General features: G+C 33.9%; 20 protein-coding genes and 2 tRNA genes. 15 read left to right on the forward strand and 7 right to left on the reverse strand.

The window, feature by feature from the left end; translation table 11 throughout:
- Positions 1-299 precede the first annotated feature (299 nt).
- From P5P87_RS22670 to P5P87_RS22720, 11 genes are all read left to right on the forward strand, one after another.
- A complete protein-coding gene (locus P5P87_RS22670; RefSeq protein WP_198856693.1) occupies positions 300-3,467 on the forward strand; it encodes a SusC/RagA family TonB-linked outer membrane protein in 3,168 nt (1,055 codons plus the stop codon).
- Positions 3,468-3,524: 57 nt separating this feature from the next.
- Positions 3,525-4,079 (forward strand): RagB/SusD family nutrient uptake outer membrane protein, encoded by a 555-nt coding sequence (locus P5P87_RS22675; protein WP_278020692.1) that lies wholly within the window; start codon positions 3,525-3,527, stop codon positions 4,077-4,079.
- The gene (locus P5P87_RS22680; protein ID WP_278020693.1) at positions 4,054-4,785 is read left to right on the forward strand and encodes a RagB/SusD family nutrient uptake outer membrane protein; all 732 of its coding nucleotides are present in this window, start codon (positions 4,054-4,056) and stop codon (positions 4,783-4,785) included. The genes P5P87_RS22675 and P5P87_RS22680 overlap by 26 nt, the downstream gene beginning before the upstream one ends.
- Positions 4,745-5,044, forward strand: a complete 300-nt coding sequence (locus P5P87_RS22685) for a RagB/SusD family nutrient uptake outer membrane protein (RefSeq protein ID WP_278020694.1) — start codon at positions 4,745-4,747, stop codon at positions 5,042-5,044. The genes P5P87_RS22680 and P5P87_RS22685 overlap by 41 nt, the downstream gene beginning before the upstream one ends.
- A 21-nt stretch (positions 5,045-5,065) precedes the next feature.
- On the forward strand, positions 5,066-6,139 hold the full coding sequence (locus tag P5P87_RS22690) for an IPT/TIG domain-containing protein (RefSeq protein ID WP_278020695.1): 1,074 nt from the start codon (positions 5,066-5,068) through the stop codon (positions 6,137-6,139).
- Between the two features lie 220 nt (positions 6,140-6,359).
- A complete protein-coding gene (locus tag P5P87_RS22695; protein ID WP_278020696.1) occupies positions 6,360-7,484 on the forward strand; it encodes a fasciclin domain-containing protein in 1,125 nt (374 codons plus the stop codon).
- 80 nt (positions 7,485-7,564) lie between these two features.
- Positions 7,565-7,786 carry a hypothetical protein gene (locus P5P87_RS22700; protein ID WP_278020697.1) on the forward strand — a complete coding sequence of 74 codons (222 nt, stop codon included), beginning with the start codon at positions 7,565-7,567 and terminating at the stop codon, positions 7,784-7,786.
- Between the two features lie 25 nt (positions 7,787-7,811).
- Complete coding sequence (locus P5P87_RS22705; RefSeq protein WP_278020698.1) at positions 7,812-8,798, forward strand: glycoside hydrolase family 27 protein; 987 nt, start codon at positions 7,812-7,814, stop codon at positions 8,796-8,798.
- Between the two features lie 145 nt (positions 8,799-8,943).
- Entirely contained in the window at positions 8,944-9,774 is an 831-nt protein-coding gene (locus tag P5P87_RS22710; RefSeq protein ID WP_278020699.1) for a glycoside hydrolase family 5 protein, read from the forward strand.
- Between the two features lie 608 nt (positions 9,775-10,382).
- A complete protein-coding gene (locus tag P5P87_RS22715) occupies positions 10,383-10,664 on the forward strand; it encodes an outer membrane beta-barrel protein (protein WP_278020700.1) in 282 nt (93 codons plus the stop codon).
- A 34-nt stretch (positions 10,665-10,698) separates the two neighbouring features.
- On the forward strand, positions 10,699-11,472 hold the full coding sequence (locus tag P5P87_RS22720) for an outer membrane beta-barrel protein (RefSeq protein WP_278020701.1): 774 nt from the start codon (positions 10,699-10,701) through the stop codon (positions 11,470-11,472).
- 244 nt (positions 11,473-11,716) lie between these two features.
- Here P5P87_RS22720 and P5P87_RS22725 read toward each other — a convergent pair whose 3' ends face one another.
- From P5P87_RS22725 to P5P87_RS22745, 5 genes are all read right to left on the reverse strand, one after another.
- Positions 11,717-12,622 (reverse strand): N-acetylmuramoyl-L-alanine amidase, encoded by a 906-nt coding sequence (locus tag P5P87_RS22725; RefSeq protein ID WP_198856686.1) that lies wholly within the window; start codon positions 12,620-12,622, stop codon positions 11,717-11,719.
- 28 nt (positions 12,623-12,650) lie between these two features.
- A complete protein-coding gene (locus P5P87_RS22730) occupies positions 12,651-13,211 on the reverse strand; it encodes a hypothetical protein (protein WP_198856685.1) in 561 nt (186 codons plus the stop codon).
- 43 nt (positions 13,212-13,254) lie between these two features.
- Positions 13,255-14,568: a 30S ribosomal protein S12 methylthiotransferase RimO gene (gene rimO / locus P5P87_RS22735; RefSeq protein WP_198856684.1), complete on the reverse strand. Its 1,314-nt coding sequence runs from the start codon at positions 14,566-14,568 to the stop codon at positions 13,255-13,257.
- Positions 14,569-14,772: 204 nt separating this feature from the next.
- Complete coding sequence (locus tag P5P87_RS22740) at positions 14,773-16,350, reverse strand: OmpP1/FadL family transporter (RefSeq protein ID WP_198856682.1); 1,578 nt, start codon at positions 16,348-16,350, stop codon at positions 14,773-14,775.
- A 42-nt stretch (positions 16,351-16,392) separates the two neighbouring features.
- A complete protein-coding gene (locus tag P5P87_RS22745) occupies positions 16,393-17,397 on the reverse strand; it encodes a hypothetical protein (protein WP_198856681.1) in 1,005 nt (334 codons plus the stop codon).
- A 102-nt stretch (positions 17,398-17,499) separates the two neighbouring features.
- On the opposite strand from P5P87_RS22745, the gene proS reads away from it, so the two are divergent.
- The 4 genes from proS to rpsT all read left to right on the forward strand — a co-directional run bounded on the left by proS (position 17,500) and on the right by rpsT (position 19,650).
- Entirely contained in the window at positions 17,500-18,978 is a 1,479-nt protein-coding gene (proS, locus tag P5P87_RS22750; RefSeq protein WP_198856680.1) for a proline--tRNA ligase, read from the forward strand.
- A 78-nt stretch (positions 18,979-19,056) separates the two neighbouring features.
- Positions 19,057-19,128, forward strand: a tRNA-Glu gene (locus P5P87_RS22755).
- Positions 19,129-19,173: 45 nt separating this feature from the next.
- Positions 19,174-19,245, forward strand: a tRNA-Glu gene (locus tag P5P87_RS22760).
- A 153-nt stretch (positions 19,246-19,398) separates the two neighbouring features.
- A complete protein-coding gene (gene rpsT / locus P5P87_RS22765; RefSeq protein ID WP_073417115.1) occupies positions 19,399-19,650 on the forward strand; it encodes a 30S ribosomal protein S20 in 252 nt (83 codons plus the stop codon).
- A gap of 158 nt (positions 19,651-19,808) precedes the next feature.
- On the opposite strand, the gene P5P87_RS22770 is transcribed toward rpsT, so the two are convergent.
- A complete protein-coding gene (locus tag P5P87_RS22770; RefSeq protein ID WP_198856679.1) occupies positions 19,809-20,216 on the reverse strand; it encodes a response regulator in 408 nt (135 codons plus the stop codon).
- Positions 20,217-20,221: 5 nt separating this feature from the next.
- Positions 20,222-21,931, reverse strand: a complete 1,710-nt coding sequence (locus tag P5P87_RS22775; protein ID WP_198856678.1) for a PAS domain-containing sensor histidine kinase — start codon at positions 21,929-21,931, stop codon at positions 20,222-20,224.
- Between the last annotated feature and the right edge of the window lie 63 nt (positions 21,932-21,994).

Here is a 21,994-nt window from a genome sequence, read left to right on the forward strand (position 1 = left end):
CTACTAAATATTATTTTTAACGAAAACGTTTGATTTTTGGGTTTTCGTTGTTTTTAATTCATTGTTTGGGTTTTTAAGAGTGGTGTAATTGAGAATAATTTAAAATTTTAATGGTTTTATTTTCATATGTGTTTTTTTAATCGTATCTGGTAAAAATATTATCATTAAATGATATAATACTATTGATTTGATAACCCTCTCTGTTATAGATTTGTTAAATAATTTAAAACGTAAAAATTACCCTGGCATTTGCTTTTAGATTATAGAAAAAAACAAATTTAACTAACCAAACACTTATTATGAAAAAACTAATGACTAGCTTCATTCATTGGATGGCTGACCACAGAGCCGTTCCTTTGATATTATTTTTGTTACTGACTAGTAATTTTATTACGGCTCAGGTAAAGGTTTCGGGAACTGTATCTGATGAAAAGGGATTATCTATACCAGGTGCCAATATCGTAGTTACCGGTACAAAGAAGACGGCTTCGACAGACTTTGATGGAAAATATTCTATTGAAGCACCTGCAAATTCTACTATTTCTGTTTCATTTATTGGATATGTTGCACAAACAATCAACGTTAAAAACGGAGGAACAGTCAATGTTGTTCTGAAGCTTAGCGCCGAAGATTTGCGTGAGGTTCTAGTAAACGTAGGATATAGAAGTGTAAAGAAAAAGGACTTAATGGGGGCTGTTTCTACAGTAACCTCTAAAGATTTTGCTGATACTCCACAAGTGTCTGTAGATCAATTGTTACAAGGACGTGCTGCAGGGGTTTCAGTTACGAATAACTCTGGTCAGCCTGGAGGTAGTGTTTCGGTTAAAATACGTGGAACGACTTCTATTTCTGGAACAAATGAGCCGTTGTATATCATAGATGGTATTCCAATTTCTGGAGATGCTTCTAATACTAACACAGGTGGTTCTATTGTAACTGGTTACTTAGGAACAAATACAGGAAACGTTACTTCTAGCCCTATTGCATTTTTAAATCCAAATGATATCGAGACAATGGATATTTTGAAAGATGCATCTGCAACTGCAATTTATGGTTCTAGAGCGTCAAACGGAGTTGTAATTATTACAACAAAAAGAGGTAAGAAAGGCTCAGGAAAGATCACTTTTGATTCCTTCATGTCTATTCAAAATGTTACACGTTTATTAGATACGATGACTTTGAGCCAATATGCAGCACAGCAAAATGCTTTAGCAGGGGTTTATGGTGTAACGCCTAGAGATGAGTTTGCTGTTCCGTCTGTTTTAGGTAAAGGGACAAACTGGCAAGATGAAATTTATAAAACAGCAATAATGACTAACCATCAGATTTCTTTCTCAGGAGCAAAAGATGGTACGACTTATTATATTTCTGGAGGTTATGTAAATCAAGAAGGTATTGTGATTGGTTCTGGATTTAAAAGATATAATTTTAAAACGAACGTAGACAGTAAAATAAAAGATTGGCTGACTGTTGGTGTTTCTATTGGAACAGGTATAACTAACGAGGATATTACAATTAATGGGGCAAGTAACGGTATTATTAGTACATCTATTTTATCTACTCCAGATGTTGCGGTAAAAGATACTAATGGTAATTATGCTGGTCCACCAGCAGATGGATCAATCGGAGTTTGGATTAATCCTGTAGCTTCGGCTTTGATGAATACTAATAAGTTGATTAAAAAGAATTTCCTTGGAAACTTTTATGCTAATTTTAGAATAGCAAAAGGATTAGAGTATCGTTTTGATTTTGGAGGATCTACTAATATTGATAATTTCGAAGGGTTTCAGCCTACTTACAAATGGGGATCGGCAGTTAGAGAAACTAATTCGCTTGTTGAAAGAGCTAACAATTGGTATGGTCTGAACGTTAAAAACGTTTTAACTTACAAGACTGATCTAGACAAACATCATTTTAATGTATTAGTTGGTCAAGAGGCTAATGATAGCCATTGGAACGGAAACTCACAATCGGTTTCAGGCTTATTAAGTAATGATATCCATTCTATTAGTTTAGGAGATCCTGATACAGTTGTGGCTTCAGAATATAAAGGAAGCTCTTCTTTATACTCTTTCTTTGGATCTTTTAATTACGATTTTGATAACCGTTATGGTTTGCAGGCAACAATGAGAGCTGATGGAAGCTCTAATTTTGGACCTGGCGAAAAATGGGGCTACTTTCCTTCTGTTTCAGGTTATTGGAAACTTTCAAACGAAAAGTTTATGGAAGGCACTAAAGAGTATATTGACAATATCAAATTTAGAGCTGGATATGGAGAAACTGGAAACCAAAATATTGGTGGTGCAGGTTATATGAGTACAGTTCGAGCAATAAAATCTGCAATGGGGAATTTCTTTACTGTAAATAATATTGCAAACCCTGGCTTAACTTGGGAAACTTCTAAACAGACTAACCTTGGTCTAGATTTTACACTTTTTAATTCTAAACTTCAAGCAACGGTTGATGTATATAGAAAAGAATCGGAAGGATTTTTATTTGTTTTACCATTACCTTATTATGTTACTGGTACAGATGCTTATCAGGGAGGTCTAGGAGCGCCGAATGTGAATTTAGGAAGCTTAAGAAACCAAGGTCTAGAGGTGACTTTAGATTACACTAATAAGTTTGGGAAAGATTTTAAATGGAATTCAAAAGTAATATTCTCTGCAAATAAAAATAAATTATTGAGCTTACAAGACAATTTTGATTTGACAAAAGATGTAATGCTTAATGATTATACTACTAAAGCAGTTACCAAAACAGTGGTTGGTCAGGCAGTTGGTCAATTTTACGGATACCAATCTGTTGGTATTATTAGAACCAATGAGCAATTGGCAAATGCACCAATTCCTTTTACAGGAAATAAAGCTGTAAAAAGCCAATTAGGAGATATTGAATACGTAGATCAAAATAAAGATGGTTTAATTGATGAGAAGGATTTAACGTACATTGGTAATCCGCAACCAAAATTCACTTATGGATTCAACAATACTTTCAATTACAAAAATTTAGATTTAGGAGTCTTTTTACAAGGATCTTACGGAAATAAAGTAATGAATTTAACTAGACGTGCTGGTACAAAAAACCAACGTTTGTATGAAAATCAATTGGCTGAAGCTGCAGATTTCTGGACACCAGAAAATCCAAATGCAAAATATCCAAGACCTGATGGTGGAGATGGAAATCCAAACATTGCAATTTCTGATCGTTACGTAGAAGATGGATCATACTTAAGAATTCAGCAATTAACTTTTGGTTATAGCATGCCTTCTGATGTTATTTCGAAAGCGAGTATTAGTAAACTAAGATTTTACTTAGGTATTCAAAATCTTTACACATTTACTAAATATACAGGTTATGATCCAGAGATCGGATCATATAATCAAGATCCATTATTATCAGGAATTGATTCTGGGCGTTACCCAACCAATCGTAGTTTCACTTTTGGATTGAATTTAGAATTTTAATTACTACTCTTATGAAAAAATATATCAATATAAAGACATTCGTTTTATTCTTGACACTTGGTTTGGCAACTACTTCTTGCAGCTGAAGATTTCTTGGATCGTCCATCTGAAGATAGTTACAGCAGTGACCAGTTTTATAATAGCGACGAGCAAGTGGCACGTACTACTTATGGTATGTATGGAGCAATGTGGGCACCTTATTATACTAAAAATTTTTATGCATTGTCTGAGTTGTCGTCAGGAAACTGCTTAGCTTATGCAGATGGACCAGAACTTATTCAATTTAAGTTAACTTCTGACAGTACAATTTTATTAGATCCTTGGAGAGCTTGTTTTGCAATTGTAGCTCAGGCTAATAATTTAATTAATAATATAGAGAAAAATGCTACTTCAGCTGTGAGCCGCGATGTAATTAAAAATACTATTGCCGAGGCACACTTTTTTAGAGGGATAGCTTATTTTTATTTAGTTCGTTTGTACGGGCCAGTGCCTATTATTGAAGATAATTTAGCTTTAGCAAAAGACCCATTAGTTAATACAAATAGAATTGAAGATGTTTATACATTCATTGAAAACGACTTCAAATTTGCAGCTAGCAAATCTAAAATCTAAAATCAGATCAAGATCTGCTAGTGGAGACAATATTTTTGTAACACAAGGTTCTGCAGAAGCATTTTTGGCTAAAGTGTATTTATATGAAAAAAAATACTCAGATTCTAAATTAATGGCTGAGAAGGTTATCAATTCAGGAGAGTTTGCTTTGTTGCCAAATTTTGCAGATTTGTTTTTGACTAGTAAAAATAACAACGAAGAATCAATTTATTCTTGGCAATGGTCTGGTGCTATAAACACTTATGGAGGAGGAAACTTTTCTAATATTCAATATGGTTTAGATATTTTGAATGATAATGCATCTTATGGTGCTACATACGTGCCAAGTAACGATGTGCAAGATGCTTTTGAAATAGGCGATTTAAGAAGAAAAGAATCTTTTATGGTTTATGGTGATTCTTACCCTAATCTGAAAGCTGACGGGCAAGTGGGCTTTGTAGTAGATAAAGATAAGTACGGAGATATATTGGCTAATACTGGCGCAGCGGTCAAAAAATATGTTGTAGGACAAGCTACTAGCGAAACAGGCCCAGCAGATTCGTGGGGAGGAATGAATAATTGCAATTATATTATGCGTTATGCAGACCTTTTATTGATTTATGCAGAAGCAATTATGGCTGGAGCTGATGAAACTACTAATGCAGCACGCAAAAGATTCATACAATATGGTGAGACAGAGAGCAGGTCTTGGTATTTTAGGAAATAATGTTCCTTTGACAAAAGCGGCTTTATTTCACGAGAGAAGAGTTGAATTTGCTTTTGAAGGAGAATTTTGGTTTGACTTAGGAAGACTTCCGCGTCAAGAAGCAATTAATATTATTTCTCAGCAAGATAGAGGTTTTGATTCTCAAGGAGTGATGCATTATACACCAACTCCAACAGATTTTACTTATCCAAAACCAGATATTGAAGTTAGAAAAAATCCAAAGTTGAAAGAGGCACCGGTTCCTTACAATTTTAAATAATTTTTTAAAAAGTAAATCACTATGAAAAATATAAAAGATAGAATGTTATTGAAGTTGTATTTTTTGGCTTCAGTTTCAATTTTGCTGTTCGCTTCTTGTTCAAATGATGATTCTGGAGGTTCATCAGGAAAACTTGCAGTAACAGGAATTAGCAAATCTGTTATTGATGATCCTTTGGTTGAAGGAGACAGACAGGTAGATGTTCCTACAGATATTATTAATGCAGGAAATTATTATATCATTAGAGGATCTGGTTTTGCTACATTAAAATCAATTTCATTCAACGGGTTAGAATCTTATTTTAATCCGACTTTCGTAACAGATAACGCAATCGTTGTGTTGGTAGACCAAAAAACGCCATACTATAACGAAATGGATGAAATGAAAATAGTTACCAATCTTGGTACTTTAAACTATAAAATAGCAATTCGACCTCCAAGTCCTACCATTAAAGGATTTCCAATTAACCCTAATGCAGGAGACATAATTACAATTACGGGAGAATACTTTTTGCGTCCTTCTGTAAATTTTGGAGCTACAAAAGTTGAGCCTATTGAATCGACATTGACTGAAATAAAAGTAAAAGTTCCAGATGACTTCAAATATAAATATCTATCTGTAACAAATGTTTCAGGAACAACTGTTGCTAGCCAAGCATTAGGAAGTGAAATTTATGATGATGCTCCAACCAATATTTGGGGTTGGGACGAGAAATGGGATGGAACCAATTCTTTTGATTTGGCTTATTCTAAAGATGCTAGTCAAGGTACTAAATGTATTGAATGGAAATCTGGTGAGTGGGATGGTTATCTTATTGCACTTGCTTCTTGGAATTTTACAGATACCGATAAATTTAAAGCGGTTAGATTCTCTGTTAAAGGTGCAAAAGCTGGAAAAGTAAAGTTTTTTATTAATGGAGATGCTGATAATAATTTCAAAGTAGTAGAATTTAAATCGGATTCATGGACATATATAGAAATTCCTTTTAGCGATGTAGGTAATCCAGCTGTATTAAGCAAAATTGGATGGCAAGAATTTGGTGGCTTTGGCGGAAACACAATCTTACTTGATGATATTGGATTGGTATTAAAATAATTGTGACGAATTCGAAAAATAAATTCCGATTGTTAATCGGGTTTACTTATTAAAATTCATAATTAAAAAACTAAAAGAGAATTTATGAAAAATATATATAATAAATTAAAACATATTGCTGTATGTGTCTTTTTGCTTGTAGCAGACTTCTTCTTGTGATAATGATATTCAAGATATAGGTGGGGCGCAACAAAATTACAATACAGCATACGGATTAGTCTTGGCAAATAGCAATTTAAGTACGTTTGCAAAAGCAATCCAACTTGCTGGTTTAGAATCGTCATTAAATACACCTGATGATTTTACTTATTTTGTCCCTAACAATACAGCTCTAGATGCTTATTTAGTAGCTAATGGTTATGTAAATGATTTGGGATATCCAGATATCAATTTAGTTCCAGTAGACGATCTAAAGCAACTTGTTTTAAGTCATGTTGTTAAAGGGGTTAAAAAAAGAGTGGCTAAACTTGAAGGTGTTGAAGCTGATTATTTAACAACCGGTGATTATGCAACAATGGCAAATGCCGTAAATCCTGATTTGTATTTACTAAGCATTAATGTGACTAATAATGTTTTAAAAGTTAATGGATCTGATAAATCGGCTCCAGGACTTGATTATTATGGTACGAATGGTTTTGTAAATGTTTTGGATAATGTAATTGTCTTAACTCCTCCAGCTCCTGCAATTACAAGTTTGTCACAAGTTTTAGCTTCTGCTGGAGATGTTATTACTATTACAGGACAGAATTTTGTAAAAGTTAAAACGGTTAAGTTTGGATCTTCTGAAGCTACATTTACTGTAGTGTCTAAAACAGAAATAAAAGCAACTGTTCCAGCAGATTTTGATTCGTATGCGCTTATTGTTGTAGAGACTGAATTTGGAGTTTCTGCTCCAAGTGGTGTAGGCCTTAAATATTTATTATACGAAGACTCACTGAAAGGCTGGGGCTGGGGCTGGGGAGGAGACATCACCTGGGAAAGCACAGAAAAAGTTAGCAGAGGAACATATGCAATTAAGAAAGTTGCAGAAGCTTGGAGCGGACTTTTCATGCACTCAGATCTTCTTCTTAACGCTGCAGATTATCAATTTGTTAAAATGTCTATTTTCCCAACTGAAAGTACCAAAATTATGGTTACCATAAATAGTGATACGGGTGATTCTGCTAAAGGTACGACTGTAACGTTAATTCCTGGACAATGGAATAATATTTCAATTCCTATTTCAGCTTTACACCCTGAACTTTTGACTGATGGAAATTTTGATAGTGTGTTTATTCAAGAGTTTTCAGGAGGAACAATTACTCCATCTAGTGCTTTTTACATAGACGACATCGGGTTTTTATAAAAATAATATTTGTTATGAGTTAGTTTGAGGTATTCCCTAATTGAGAAATTAGGGAATATCTTTTTTAAAATAGATAAAGAATGAAAAAAATAATTTTAGGGTTTCTTTTAAGTGTTTCGAGTTTTACTTTTAGTCAAGGAAATACGCACACGCAACAAGGCGGAAAATTTGAAGGTCTTGCAATGACGCCTCCAATGGGCTGGAATTCTTGGAATACTTTTGCAACTAATATAGACGAAAAGTTGGTGAAAGAAACGGCAGACATTATGGTCTCTTCTGGTTTAGCAGACCGCAGGTTATAAATATATTGTTTTAGATGATGGCTGGATGACGCACGAACGGGATGTAAATGGTGATTTAGTTCCAGATCCAGAAAAATTTCCAAACGGAATGAAAGCACTTATTGATTATGTGCATAGTAAAGGTTTGAAATTTGGATTGTACAATTGCGCAGGAACGAAAACCTGTGCTGGTTATCCGGGAACAAGAGGTTATGAATATCAAGATGCTAGATTTTATGCAAAACTTGGAATAGACTTTTTGAAATACGATTGGTGCAATACAGAAGGGATTACTGCAAAAGAGGCTTATACAACCATGAGTAATGCGCTCAAAACTGCAGGAAAGCCAATTGTTTTTAGTCTTTGCGAATGGGGAGATAATCAACCGTGGGAATGGGGAAAACCAGTTGGAAATCTTTGGAGAATTTCTGGAGATATTTATCCTTGTTTTGACTGCGAATTCAAACATCCGGAAAATTGGTCATCTTGGGGATTCATGAAAATTGCAGATATGAGAAAAGATATCCGTAAATATTCAGGTCCAGATCATTGGAATGATTTTGATATGATGGAAGTTGGAAACGAAATGAATAATACAGAAGATAAAACGCATTTTGCAATGTGGTGTATGCTTTCGTCACCTTTATTTACAGGAAACGATTATCGAAAAATGTCTAAAGAAACTTTGGCAATTTTAACCAATAAAGAATTACTTTCGGTAAATCAAGATAAACTTGGAATTCAGGGATTTAAATGTGCAATTTTAGATGGAGTAGAGGTTTGGGTAAAACCACTTTCAGACGGGGCTTGGGCAGTGAGTTTTGTAAATAGAACTGAAACCTCAAAAAAAGTTAGTTTTGATTGGAAGAAAAACAATATCAAAGATGTCGATTTTGGATACGAAGCTGATTTTAGTAAAACAGTTTTCAAAATAAAAGATCTTTGGAAAAACAAAGAAATAGGAAATACGAAGAAAGCTTTTGTGACCGAAATAGCTTCTCATGATGTTGTTACCTTAAAATTAATCCCTTAAAGCTATATAATATGAAATCAAAGGTTTGGTATGTCGCTTTTTTCTTTTGCTATGTGTAAATGTTTCAAAAGCACAATTCGTTAAAAAACACGGGCAATTAAGTATTCTTGGAACTCAACTTGTAGATAAAGAAAATAATCCAATTGTGCTCCGTGGTTTAAGTTTTGGATGGCACAGCATGTGGCCGAGATTTTATAATGAAAAAGCAGTAAGCTGGTTAAAAAAAGATTTTAATTGTAATGTAGTTCGAGCCGCAATGGGAATCGAATTAGGAGATTACTCCTATGTAAACGATCCTCAGTTTTCTAAAGAAAAAATCGAGGCTGTTGTAAATGGTGCTATAAAATCTGATATATACGTAATTATAGATTGGCATAGCCATAATATCAATCTTAAAGAAGCTACAGCATTTTTTGCAGAAATGTCAAAAAAGTACGCCAAGTATCCTAATATAATATATGAAGTATTCAACGAGCCAGATTATGAAACTTGGTGGGAAGTAAAGAACTACGCAGAAGAAGTTATTAAAGTTATTCGAGAGAACGATCCTAATAATATAATTTTAGTAGGCTGCCCTCATTGGGATCAGGATATTGATTTGCCTGCCGAAGATCCAATAAGAGGATATAACAATATAATGTATACAATGCACTTTTATGCCGCTACGCATGGTAAAGAATTAAGAGATAGAACAGATAGAGCTATTAAAAGTGGCTTGCCAGTTTTTATTTCAGAATCGGCAGGAATGGAAGCTTCTGGAGATGGACCGTTAAATTATAAAGCTTGGCAAGAATACATTGATTGGATGGAAGCTCGGAAATTAAGCTGGATTACATGGTCGGTATCGGATAAGGATGAAACTTGTTCTATTCTAAAAAAAACAGCTAAATCTGATGGAAAATGGAAAGACGAGGATTTAAAAGAATCTGGAATTAAAGTCCGAGAATATTTAAGGAAATATAATAAAGAAGAATAAGTCAATTTTTAGCTAAAATGCAAGTAAGCCTGCTCATATCTGAGCAGGCTTTTTTTGTTTATTATTTTCTCTTTCTCTTAAAAATATAGATGAGAAATGGGGTTGGGTAGTACTAAAATTGGATGTTATTTTTGTAAGAATAATTTCCTCGGCTCTGAAGGGGGGTATGCTGTTTTGTTTTTGTGAGTTGAAAACTATTTTTATTGTTTTATTTTCTAATACCCCTAAAATTTTAGGGGGTGTATTGTTTTTTGTGTCATTTTAATGTTTGTTTTTGTAGTTTTTATCTGTTTTATTTTTGTTTTACCCTTTTAAAAATTGAAAATAACTTAAAATGGTGTTATTGAATTTTCAAAAACAAATATCGATAAATATCAAATATTGATTATTGATGATTTAATTTTTGTAATCCGTAATTCTTCGCCTAAAACGTCAAAAAAGCAGTTTTGAATTATTCTACTCATACAAAAGTTAATAAATTCGCTAATGAAAATGATGATGATTTGAAGGGCGCATGCAAGGTTTTAGAAATGACTTATACTAGTAAATAGATATATAAAAAGATTAACTAACCAGAATCAATTAATAACTAAAAACCAAATTAAAACATGAAAAAAGCATTTCACATTTTAGCCGCGATGTTAACAAGTTCTTTTGCCTTTGCCCAAGAAGAGGAAGCAGCCGCTCCAGCAACCACATGGGGAGGTTCTGCAGATGCGTACTATAAATATGATTTTTCAAAACAGATGAATGGATTAACGAGCTTCACCAACTCACAAAATTCATTCGAGTTAGGAATGGCATCGATTGAAGCAGGTCATACTTTTGGAAAAGCTTCTGTTTTTGTAGACTTAGGTTTCGGAAAAAGAGCGACGAGAATTTTCATATAATGAAACGCCAGATAAAGATGCAAGCGCAAAATTTATGATTAAACAATTATATTTTACATACAATTTGACTGAAGAGTTTAAAGTAGTAGCAGGTAGTTTCGGAACTCATATCGGCTATGAAGTATTAGACGCGGTAGATAATAAAAACTACAGTATGTCTTATGCGTTTTCTTACGGACCATTTTTTAATACTGGGGTTAAAGCGCAATATACTTCAGGTAAATTCACTGCAATGTTAGGAGTAACAAATCCAACAGATTTTAAATCGGCTATGGATGCAGGATCTTACCAAAAAACATTCATCGGTCAAGTAGGATATATTGGTGACACAGGAAGTGCTTATTTGAATTTTACAACAGGAAGTACAAATCCAATTCCAGGAAGTACGATTCCAGTTTCAGATGAAAATAAAACACAATTTGATTTAACAGCATCTAAAACAATTACAGATAGTTTTTCACTTGGGTTGAATGCAACTTATGCTAAAACAACAAACGATTTTGATAGTAATTTAGACGGAGACTGGTTTTCTGTGGTAGGATATGCTACTTATTCTTTCAATCCTGCATTGCTTTTGGCTTATAGAATGGAGTATTTTGATGCTAAAGATGCTGCTCCGAGTTTAGGAACTTTAGCAGGATCAAATGTATTTGCAAACACAGTTTCTTTAAACTACAAAGTTGGAAAATTGACAATAATTCCTGAGCTAAGATATGATGCAGCTTCTGAAGACATCTTTTTAGATAAAAATGCATTGCCAACAGGGGGTAGTTTCTACGCCTTAATTGCGACAACATACTCTTTCTAGAGATAAAGATTGATATTTTTTTTTTTTTTTGGAGCTGTCGAAACATTCTAATGTTTTGGCGACTTTTTTATTTGTTTCAAGTTTAAGGTTTGAGGTTTGAGGTTTCTAGTTTTGAGGTTTCTAGTTTTGAGGTTTTAAATCTCGTGTCTCTGCCTTCTTTCTTAGTATTACTCAACATGCCCGAAAAAAAAGCGTTCCTAAATTAATAGAAACGCTTTTTTTTATTTTAATTGATTGAGATTCTTTATTGAACCTGTTTTTTATATATCGAATAAATCGTATCGATTGTTTTTCTATCTAAAACTGAAGTTGCATCAGTTTGAATATAATGTAGTTTAAATGCTTGAATAGCCGCAGTTAAATTTTTGGTGTTATAGCCTATTATTCTCAGTGCTGGTTCAATTTTAAAATCAAAAGGTGCAGGTTCTAAGACTTCATCTGGCCAAATTCCAAATCCTTTTTCAGCTAATATTTTCCAAGGAAATAGAGCGCTCGGATCCTGCTTTCTTCCAGGTGCAATATCAGCATGACCTAAAAAGTTTTGAGTCGGAATGTTATAATCCTTTTTCAATTTGGTCAATAAAGCGAGCAAACTATTAATTTGCGCTTCAGTAAAAGGTTTAAAGCCGTTATTATCTAATTCGATACCAATAGAACAAGAGTTTAAATCTGTTGTTTTTCCCCAAGTCGAATTTCCAGCATGCCATGCTCTTAGATAATCATTAAGCATTTGTACTACTTTTCCGTTTTCAGAAATGATGTAGTGGGCGCTTACTTGAGTTTTGGTTTTTGTAAAAGTATTAATCGTCTGTTGCAGCGAATCTTGCGCAGTGTGGTGAATAATAACAAAACTTGGTTTTCTTAAATTAAAATTTACTGTACCGACCCATTCTGTGTTTATTCCGTTTACCAAATAAGTAGAACCTGTTTTAGATAAAGTGTCTTTCACAATTCCCAGTTGTTGCGCATAAGAAGTGTCAATTGCTAAAGGCGGAACAGCAGGAATTGATTTTGCTTCTTTGCTTGTAATCTGGTTTTCTAAAGTTTTCAGCTGCTGATCGTAAGCCTTTTCAGTATTCTTGTACGGATTTGTAGAACAAGAGCTGATTATAATAGCTAAAATCAGATAACAAAAATGTTTTTTTGTCATAATTCGTTGTTTTATAAGTTAATAACGATTATTCTGAAATTTTCGTATCTGGGGCGTCTTTTACTTGTTCGGCATCTTCTTTAGAATCTTTATCTTTTTTCTTCTTAGATTTAGATTTAGATTTTTTCATGTCTTTAAAATTGTCCATGAAAGTTTTGTATTTTTCAATTTGATCAGGATTTAAAAAAGCAGAGATTTTTTTATCAGTGCTTTCTTTTAAAGCTTTAATCTGCTCAATTTTTTGGTCTTGACTGCTGCTTTCATTTTTCAATAAAATACCTTGCTCTCTTATGCTTTCTGCCAAAACATTTGAAATAGCAATTGCTTGCAACTCATCTAGATTTACTTGAGGCTTCATTTGATCCATGATTATCGCCGCAATTTCTTCTGGAGGAGTTTCTTTAGGCTTGCTTGGTGTGCTTTGTTGTTGTCCAGCCATCATACTTCTATCCATACCCATTCCGCCGCCTCTTCCGTAGCCGCCGCCATAACCATTACCATAACCATTGTTGTATCCGCCATATTGGGCAGAAGCAGTAAAGCTTAAAAGGCCAAAAACTAAAATAAATAAGATTTGAAAGCGTTTCATAAAAGTATTTTTATCTGTGATTTAACAATTGTTCAGCGTAAATTTAAGCAGGTTCTCCGTATAAATCAAATTCTGTTGCTTCAATTATTTTTATATTAACAAATTCACCAGTTTTAACATAATGCTTAGAAGCATCAATTAGAACTTCATTGTCAACATCTGGACTATCAAACTCTGTACGTCCTACAAAATGCGCGCCTTCTTTTCTGTCAATAATGCATTTGTAAACTTTACCTACTTTTTCTTGATTCAAGTCCCAAGAAATTTGCGATTGAAGTTCCATGATTTCATTTGCTCTTGCTTGTTTTACATCATCAGGAACATCATCTTCTAATAAATAAGCATGAGTATTTTCTTCGTGAGAATAAGCAAAACATCCCATTCTGTCAAATTTCATTTCTTGAACAAAATCTTTCAAAATTTCAAAATCTTCTTGAGTTTCACCTGGATAACCAACAATTAAAGTAGTTCTAATTGCCATTCCAGGAACAGCAGCACGGAAATCTTTTAATAATTGAGTTGTTTTAGCCTGAGTTGTACCGCGACGCATTGATTTCAAAATTGAGTCAGAAATATGCTGTAACGGAATATCAATGTAGTTGCAGATTTTAGGTTCGCGTTTCATTACTTCCAAAACATCCATAGGGAAACCAGTAGGGAAGGCGTAGTGTAAACGAATCCATTCAATTCCTTCTACTTTTACCAAAGCTTCCAGTAATTCAGCAAGATTTCTCTTTTTATAAAGATCAAGGCCATAATAAGTTAAGTCTTGAGCAATTAAGATTAATTCTTTAACTCCGTTTTTAGCTAAGCCTTGAGCTTCTTTAACTAATTTTTCAATTGGCTGAGAAACGTGAGAACCTCTCATTAAAGGAATGGCGCAAAAACTGCAAGGTCTATCGCATCCTTCAGCAATTTTTAAATAAGCATAATTTTTAGGAGTTGTAGTTAAACGTTCTCCAAGTAATTCGTGTTTATAATCGGCTCCAAGAGCTTTTAATAGTTGAGGTAATTCTGTAGTTCCAAAATATTGGTCAACATTCGGAATTTCTTTTTCTAAATCTGGTCTGTAACGTTCAGATAAACATCCTGTTACGAAAACTTTATCAACAAGTCCTTTGTCTTTTTTATCTGCATATTCCAAAATCATGTTTACCGATTCTGCTTTTGCATTATCAATAAATCCGCAAGTATTAATTACAATAATGTTTCCTTCTTTTTCTGCAGGTGCTTCGTGTTCAACATCTTTACCATTTGCACGCAGCTGTCCCATAAGGACTTCACTGTCATAAACATTTTTTGAACACCCAAGAGTGATTACGTTAATTTTGTTCTTTTTTAAAGACTTGGTTCTCATACTTTTATAAATTGGAGTGCAAAATTACACTTTTTTTATTCAAACCACACTAGTTTGCAGTTTGTTTTAGCTGTTTTTTATGAAGCTAGTCATTCTTATTACCTGATAATCTTGAATTGAGTTAAAAAAGTATTCTATAAAGGATAAAAAAAATCCACCAAGTAAACCTGATGGAAATTTTCAATCATCTATTTTGATTTTTAATTACAATTCAAATAATAAGGTCATGGTGACATTGTTTAATTTAGAAGTAATGTTGGCTCCATCTGTGAATCCTCTTGTAAAGAAACCTTGATTTGAATCTCTCTCTAAATAAGAGTAAGCTACATCCAATTTTGTAGAGCCGAAATTATAACCTAAACCGGCAGAATAACTGTTTAACTCGCCAACTGTAATTCCATTTTTATAAGGACTTCCTTCATAGCGGTATCCGCCTCTTAAACTTAATTGCTTTATTTTGTATTCAGCGCCAATACGAAGTTCGCCAGTACTAGATAGAGTGTTATCTATTTCATTGTTTATACCGCCAAAGCCTGCGCTAGTTGGTTTGAACTTGGTGTTTCCATAGTTTCTGATACCATAATCAATGCTTAATAATCCGGATTTACCAAATATGTATGCAGCGCTAAAAGTCCATTTGTCAGGTGTTTGTAAAGTGTAAGATTCGTATACATTTACTATATTAGGATTCACATTAGCACTTACAATTGGTCCACCTGTAGCTTGTCTTGTTGTGTATAAACTTTGTGAAAGTTCATCATAAAGTTCGTACCATGTGTTTGATTCGTAAGCTATTCCAAGTCTAAAATTATCTGTTACTTTACCTATTGCTCCAAGCTGGAAAGAAAATCCATTTCCGTAAGTGTATAAATCATTATTGAATCTTAAATTTGATATAGTTTCCTTAGGTTGTAATGGATTATCATTGTCCTCATAGAAACTTGTAGATCTTCTATAATCTGTAATATGAACATTTAAATTTGCTCCTAAATATAGTCGGTCTTTGTAAGACGTTGCGATATTGAAGCTTACTTTGCTATTGTAACCTCTAGTGTAAATTTCGTTTTCCTGATAATAATTTCCTCCATTAGGAACATTTGTGGAATACGTGCTGTTAGGATTGTTTGCTTCATCAATGCCTATAACGCGTCCTAGATTTCCTAATAATGCTTGTTGTGCAGAAAATCCACTTAGGTTTGGATATTGGACATTTGGAAAATTGGATCCTAAATATCGATATAAATCAGATACTGTTTCGTTTGGCTGTAAAGTAACAAATTCCTGAGGAACAGGAGCGCCTCCATTGCTATAATTTGCGTAATCTAAGAAATAAGCTCCAACTGAATTTGTAGGGTTTGTCCCAGCGGAGAAAAGTTGATTGTTGAAATTGTTTGTGTTCTCGTAAGTTGCTCCAATTGTAATTTTATTCCATCCCACATTAGGATTGTGGTTTTTAAATACAAAAACACCACCAGCTTGATTTAGAATAAAAGAATTTTTTTTATCTGAGGTCTGAGTGCCAAAGTAGTCAGAATTGTTTTTGATATTCTGATTGCTAAAGGAAACTCCAACTTGATTACTGTTAAAAATTGCAGACCCAGCAGGGTTAACGCTCAACGCAGAGATATCTCCTCCAACTGCTCCAAAAGCACCGCTCATTGCTCTGTAACGAGCGGTACCTGTAAGATTTTCTTGAGAATAACGCAAAGCATCTGAAACTTCTTGTGAATATGACGCGCTGACAGTTAGTCCTGTTATAAATAGGAAAAATATTTTTTTCATTTTGATGAGTTTTAGTTAGAAATTCAGAGGGTTGAGGAAAAATTATCTTCTTCCTCCACCGCCACCGCCGCCAGATCTCATTCCTCCACCGCCGCCACCGCCGCTGTATGATCTAGATCCGCCACCGCCACCACTAGGAGCGTAGCTTCTTGAAGATCCGCTATTGCTAGGTGTGTAGCTTCTAGATGAGCCACTGTTGTTGCTTGGTGTATAGGTTCTATTTGTAGAAGTATTTCCGTTATTATAAGATCTTCCGTTACTGTAAGTGCTGTTGTAGTCAGAACCATTGCTATATGATCTTCTGTTTGTAAATGTAGGACTAGTTGTTCTTCCGTTCATGTTTGAACTTCTGAAGTCGGTATAGCCGTTAGATCTATTTGTAGTGTAAGTTCTGTTTGTTGTATAATTTCCTCTATTAGTCGTGTAGTTTCTGTCGGTTGTATATCCTCTACCAGTTGTATATCCTCTACCAGTGCTGTAGTTTCTGTTGTAAGCATAGTTTCTGTCTCCATAATAAGCTGCAGAACCTCTTCTTCCGTAGTTGTAAGAGTAATTATATCCATAACCGTAGTATGGGTATCCCCAACCTGGATAACCCCAACCTGGGTAGCCCCATCCTGGATATCCCCAACCATAATAAGGGTAGCCCCATCCGTAACCGTAGCCATAATAAGGATAACCCCATCCAAATCCGAATGACCATGATGGAGTAGTGTAAAAGTTTACAGAAACATCAGAACTGCTGCTTCCCCATGCAGGATAACTTCCTACAGAGGCAGTTTGAGTGCTGTCTGAATAATTGGTGTAATTATCAACGTCAGTAAATATTTCAGTTGGCTGATTGTCGTCTTGCAATGATCTGAAATACTCTTTGTATTGGTTGTTTGTTCCATTTGTTACATATTTAACAGATGTACCACCATAAACTCCATCATTATCATAATAAGAGGAATTTTGGTAAGAACCACACGATGCTAGCAATAAACTCAATAATCCAATTAAGTAAAAATGATTAGAGTTTTGGCGGAGTGAAAGGTAAGTTTTCATATCTGTGGTGTTTTTTATTGTTGCACATTACAAAATTAGTTAGTTTTGTCAAACTATTTAGTTAAAATTGTATAAAACAAAATTTGTGCCAAAATATATAATATGAGTAAGAACCTTACTACAAGATCAGAAGATTATTCAAAATGGTATAACGAACTGGTTGTAAAAGCAGATCTAGCTGAAAATTCAGGAGTTAGAGGATGTATGGTGATAAAACCATACGGGTATGCTATTTGGGAAAAAATGCAAGCCGAGTTAGATCGCATGTTCAAAGAAACTGGACATCAAAACGCTTATTTTCCTTTGTTTGTACCGAAAAGCATGTTTGAGGCGGAGGAGAAGAATGCAGAAGGATTTGCTAAAGAATGCGCAGTTGTAACGCATTACAGATTGAAAAATGACGAGGAAAGACCTGGTAAATTAATGGTTGATCCGAATGCAAGATTAGAGGAGGAGCTTATCGTTCGTCCAACAAGTGAAGCTATTATTTGGTCTACATATAAAGGATGGGTGCAATCTTATAGAGATTTACCTTTATTAATCAATCAATGGGCAAATGTGGTTCGTTGGGAAATGCGTACGCGTTTGTTCTTGAGAACTGCAGAGTTTTTATGGCAAGAAGGGCATACGGCCCACGCTACAAAAGCAGAAGCAATAGAGGAATCAGAAAAAATGATGAACGTTTATGCTGATTTTGCCGAGAGTTTTATGGCAATTCCAGTTGTGAAAGGTTTTAAAACTGAAACAGAGCGTTTTGCTGGAGCAGATGAGACATATTGTATTGAGGCATTGATGCAAGATGGAAAAGCATTACAAGCTGGTACATCTCACTTCTTGGGTCAGAACTTTGCAAAAGCATTCGATGTTAAGTTTGCTAATGCAGAAGGAAAACAAGAACACGTTTGGGGAACTTCTTGGGGAGTGTCTACTCGTTTGATGGGTGCATTGATCATGACACATTCTGATGATCAAGGATTGGTATTGCCTCCAAATTTGGCTCCAATTCAAGTAGTTATTGTTCCTATATATAAGACAGATGAACAATTGGCTCAAATTACTGAAGCTGTTAAGGATTTAACGGCTAAACTGAGAAAATTAAAAATCACTGTTAAGTTTGATGACAGAACAACGCAAAAACCAGGATTTAAATTTGCAGAATGGGAATTAAAAGGAGTTCCTGTTCGAATTGCTGTTGGTCCTAAAGATTTGGAAAATGGAACTTTTGAGGTGGCAAGACGTGATAATTTGACAAAAGAAGTTGTTGCTAGCGAAAAAATTGTTGAGCACGTAAATAATCTTTTAGAACAGATTCAAGTTGACTTATTTACAAAAGCGTTAGATTATCGCAATACTCATATTACGGAAGTAAATAGTTTTGAGGAATTTAAAGAAGTTTTAGAAGGTAAAGGAGGCTTTTTGTCTGCTCACTGGGACGGAACTGCAGAGACAGAAGAGAAGATAAAAGAATTGACAAAAGCGACGATTCGTTGTATTCCTTTAGATGCTGTAGAAGAGGCTGGAACCTGCGTGTTTACTGGAAAACCTTCTTCTAAAAGAGTGCTTTTTGCTAAGGCTTATTAAAAAAATATAGATTTTTTTGCATTAGGTATTGCGCAAATAAAAAATAGATGTATCTTTGCATCCGCAATACAGAAGCGCGGTCCGTTCGTCTATCGGTTAGGACGCCAGGTTTTCATCCTGGTAAGGGGGGTTCGATTCCCCCACGGACTACAAGTTATATTACATATTGAAAAGTTTCCAACTTAGGAGAATATTGGTCCGTTCGTCTAGGGGTTAGGACGCCAGGTTTTCATCCTGGTAACAGGGGTTCGATTCCCCTACGGACTACAAATTAGTTGTAAATAAGTTTTGTAAAACAAAAATTGGTGTCTCGGTTTTTGTTTTATTAGTTAAAACCAAAGTGATTGTTATACGATTGTGGGAGGTTTTTCTTTTTTAACTAGTATTTATAATAATTATTACATCTAAAATTAAAAGAAAATGGCAAATCATAAGTCAGCATTAAAAAGAATCAGAAGTAACGAAAAAAGAAGAGTTCTTAACAGATATCAGCATAAAACTACTCGTAATGCTATTAAAGCGTTAAGACTAGCTACTGATAAAGCTGATGCTACTGCAAAATTATCAACTGTAATTTCTATGATTGATAAATTAGCTAAAAAGAACATCATTCACGATAATAAAGCTTCTAACTTGAAGTCTAAATTAACGAAACACGTTGCTAAATTGTAATTAATACAATTTGTTAGATATATAAAAGTCCTCTTCTTAGAGGACTTTTTTTGTTTCTAATTTTAAGAACATAGAAATTAAGAATAAAAAAATCTAAATTCCAATCTTTGTAAAATTGGAGTTTAGATTTTTAAATTTAGAGTGTTATGTGTCTTTCTTTATAAATCAATCTTCTTTTTAAGATATTCCAGCATGGGCTGTGTAATTGGTTTAGAAAGAAAGTCTATTATAATTGGATATTTTTTTGCTTTGGCAAGGTCTTCAGGGTCAATAGTTGAGGATAGTACAATTACAGGAACAGTATTGAATTCTATATAATCTGGAGAAGTGAAGTGATCTAAAAATTCCCATCCTCCCATAATAGGCATATTTAAATCTAAAAAAATTAATTCAGGCCTTTTTCTTGCTTTGTCGTTGGTGTATTTTAAGATGTTGAAATGATGAAGGGCTTCTTCGCCGTTTTGAGCTGTAATAACTTCATGTGAAAATGAAGATTTTGAAATTACTTTTTTGCATAGCATCAATGTGATAGGGTCATCATCGATGCATAAAATCTGCTCAAGCATAATAATTAATTTTTAAATGTTATTGTAAATGTAGTTCCTTTATTGACTTCACTGTCGATAGAGATTGTTCCTCCCATTGTCTCCACCTGTGATTTTACAAGATATAATCCTAATCCTTTACTATCTGGGTAATTGTGGAATCTTTGATAAAGTCCAAATACTTTATCGCGATTTCTTTCCAAATCAATGCCTATTCCGTTGTCTTTAAAGGTTAGGATTGTTCTATGCTCTATTTGTTCTGCTGTAATAGAAATTTTTAGTTTTCTATTTTCCGATTTGTATTTGATGGAATTCGTTAACAGGTTTAATAAAATACTTTCAATGTAAGCTTTGTTTGTAATAAGTTCTGGAACTTTGTCGAATTTCAATTTGATTATTGGTTTGTGTAATTCAATTTGAAAAGAAAGCTGGCTAAATACATTTTCAAAAACTTCTTTTAAAGAAACCTCCTCTTTCTGCATTGAAGGGTTGTCTTTAATGATGATAACTTTTACTAAATCATTTATGGTTTCATTTAACAAATGAGTCGATTTTGTAAATCCTGCTAGTATTTCTTGTAGTTCTTCATTTTCTATCGGAATGTCTTCTATAAGGTTTAATAGCCCGATTAAATTAGAAAGCGGTGCTCTAAGGTTATGAGATGTGATATAAGAGAATTGTTTTAAGTCTTTATTGTTTTGCGTTAATTCTCGAATAAGATGTTCTTTTTCTGTTTCTAGTTTTTTCTCGTCAGTAATATCTCTTTGAATCGAAATCCAGTGCGAGATCATTCCTTCGTTATTGAAAATAGGAATCATAGAAAAGCGTACCCAATATTCTTCTTTACTTTTTGTGTAAGTAATAGTTTCGATCAAGCATTCCTCTTTGTTTTTTATGGCCCTTAAAAGCTTTTTTAATTCGTCTGAATCTGATTTTGGTCCTTTGAAAATATTTGGCGATTTTCCGATAATTTCGTTTGACTGGTAGCCAGACATTTGAGAAAATGCAGGATTTACATAAACTATTTTTGGTATTTTCCCGTCAGAAGAATTGGCTTCGGTAATTAAAATAGAATCTTTAGATTGAGTAATTACAGTTTCTAAAAGCTTTAATCGTTGCTCTTCTTCTTTTTGTTTCGTGATATCTTGGATTGCACCAATCATTCTAATGGCTCTTCCGTTTTCATCTTTTAATAAAAAACCTCGATCCAAAACGTACTTATATGTTCCGTCTGCACATCTAAAACGGTATTGGTCTTGCCATTTTTCTGTTTTTTGTTCTATGAAAGAATATAATTTTATTGACATTCGGATACTATCTTCCGGATGAATTTTGTCAAACCACCATTTAGAAGTTTTGCCTACTTCTTGTGGGTCGTAACCAAAAACACCTTCAATTCCTTTGTTCCAATTAATACTGTCCTCTTGAATTTTCCAGTCCCAAATAGTATCGCTTGTTGCTTTTGCTACAATGTCATATTTCTCATTCGATTCTTTTATTTCTTCGTTGGTTTTGTTTAACTTTTCAAAGATGGTTATGTTTCTTTTTTCGTTCTTTGAAAGTATAAAACTAAAAACTAGTCCTGTGATTAGAATGAATATAATGTCTTTTATTAAAAATAAATATTGATATTCAGAAGAAGAAAAGTAGGTTGTGAGTAATTTATGACATATGGTCGCCATAATTATCGAGATGATTGTATAAATAAGAGTAATTTGGAGAGTTTTACTTTTCATCACTTCAAATATAGTTAATTTAACTATAACTAAACGTATGTTAATGTCATTTTGAAGCCGATA

It is taken from the genome of Flavobacterium ginsengisoli, assembly GCF_029625315.1.
In the GTDB taxonomy this organism is placed as follows: Bacteria; Bacteroidota; Bacteroidia; order Flavobacteriales; family Flavobacteriaceae; genus Flavobacterium; species Flavobacterium ginsengisoli.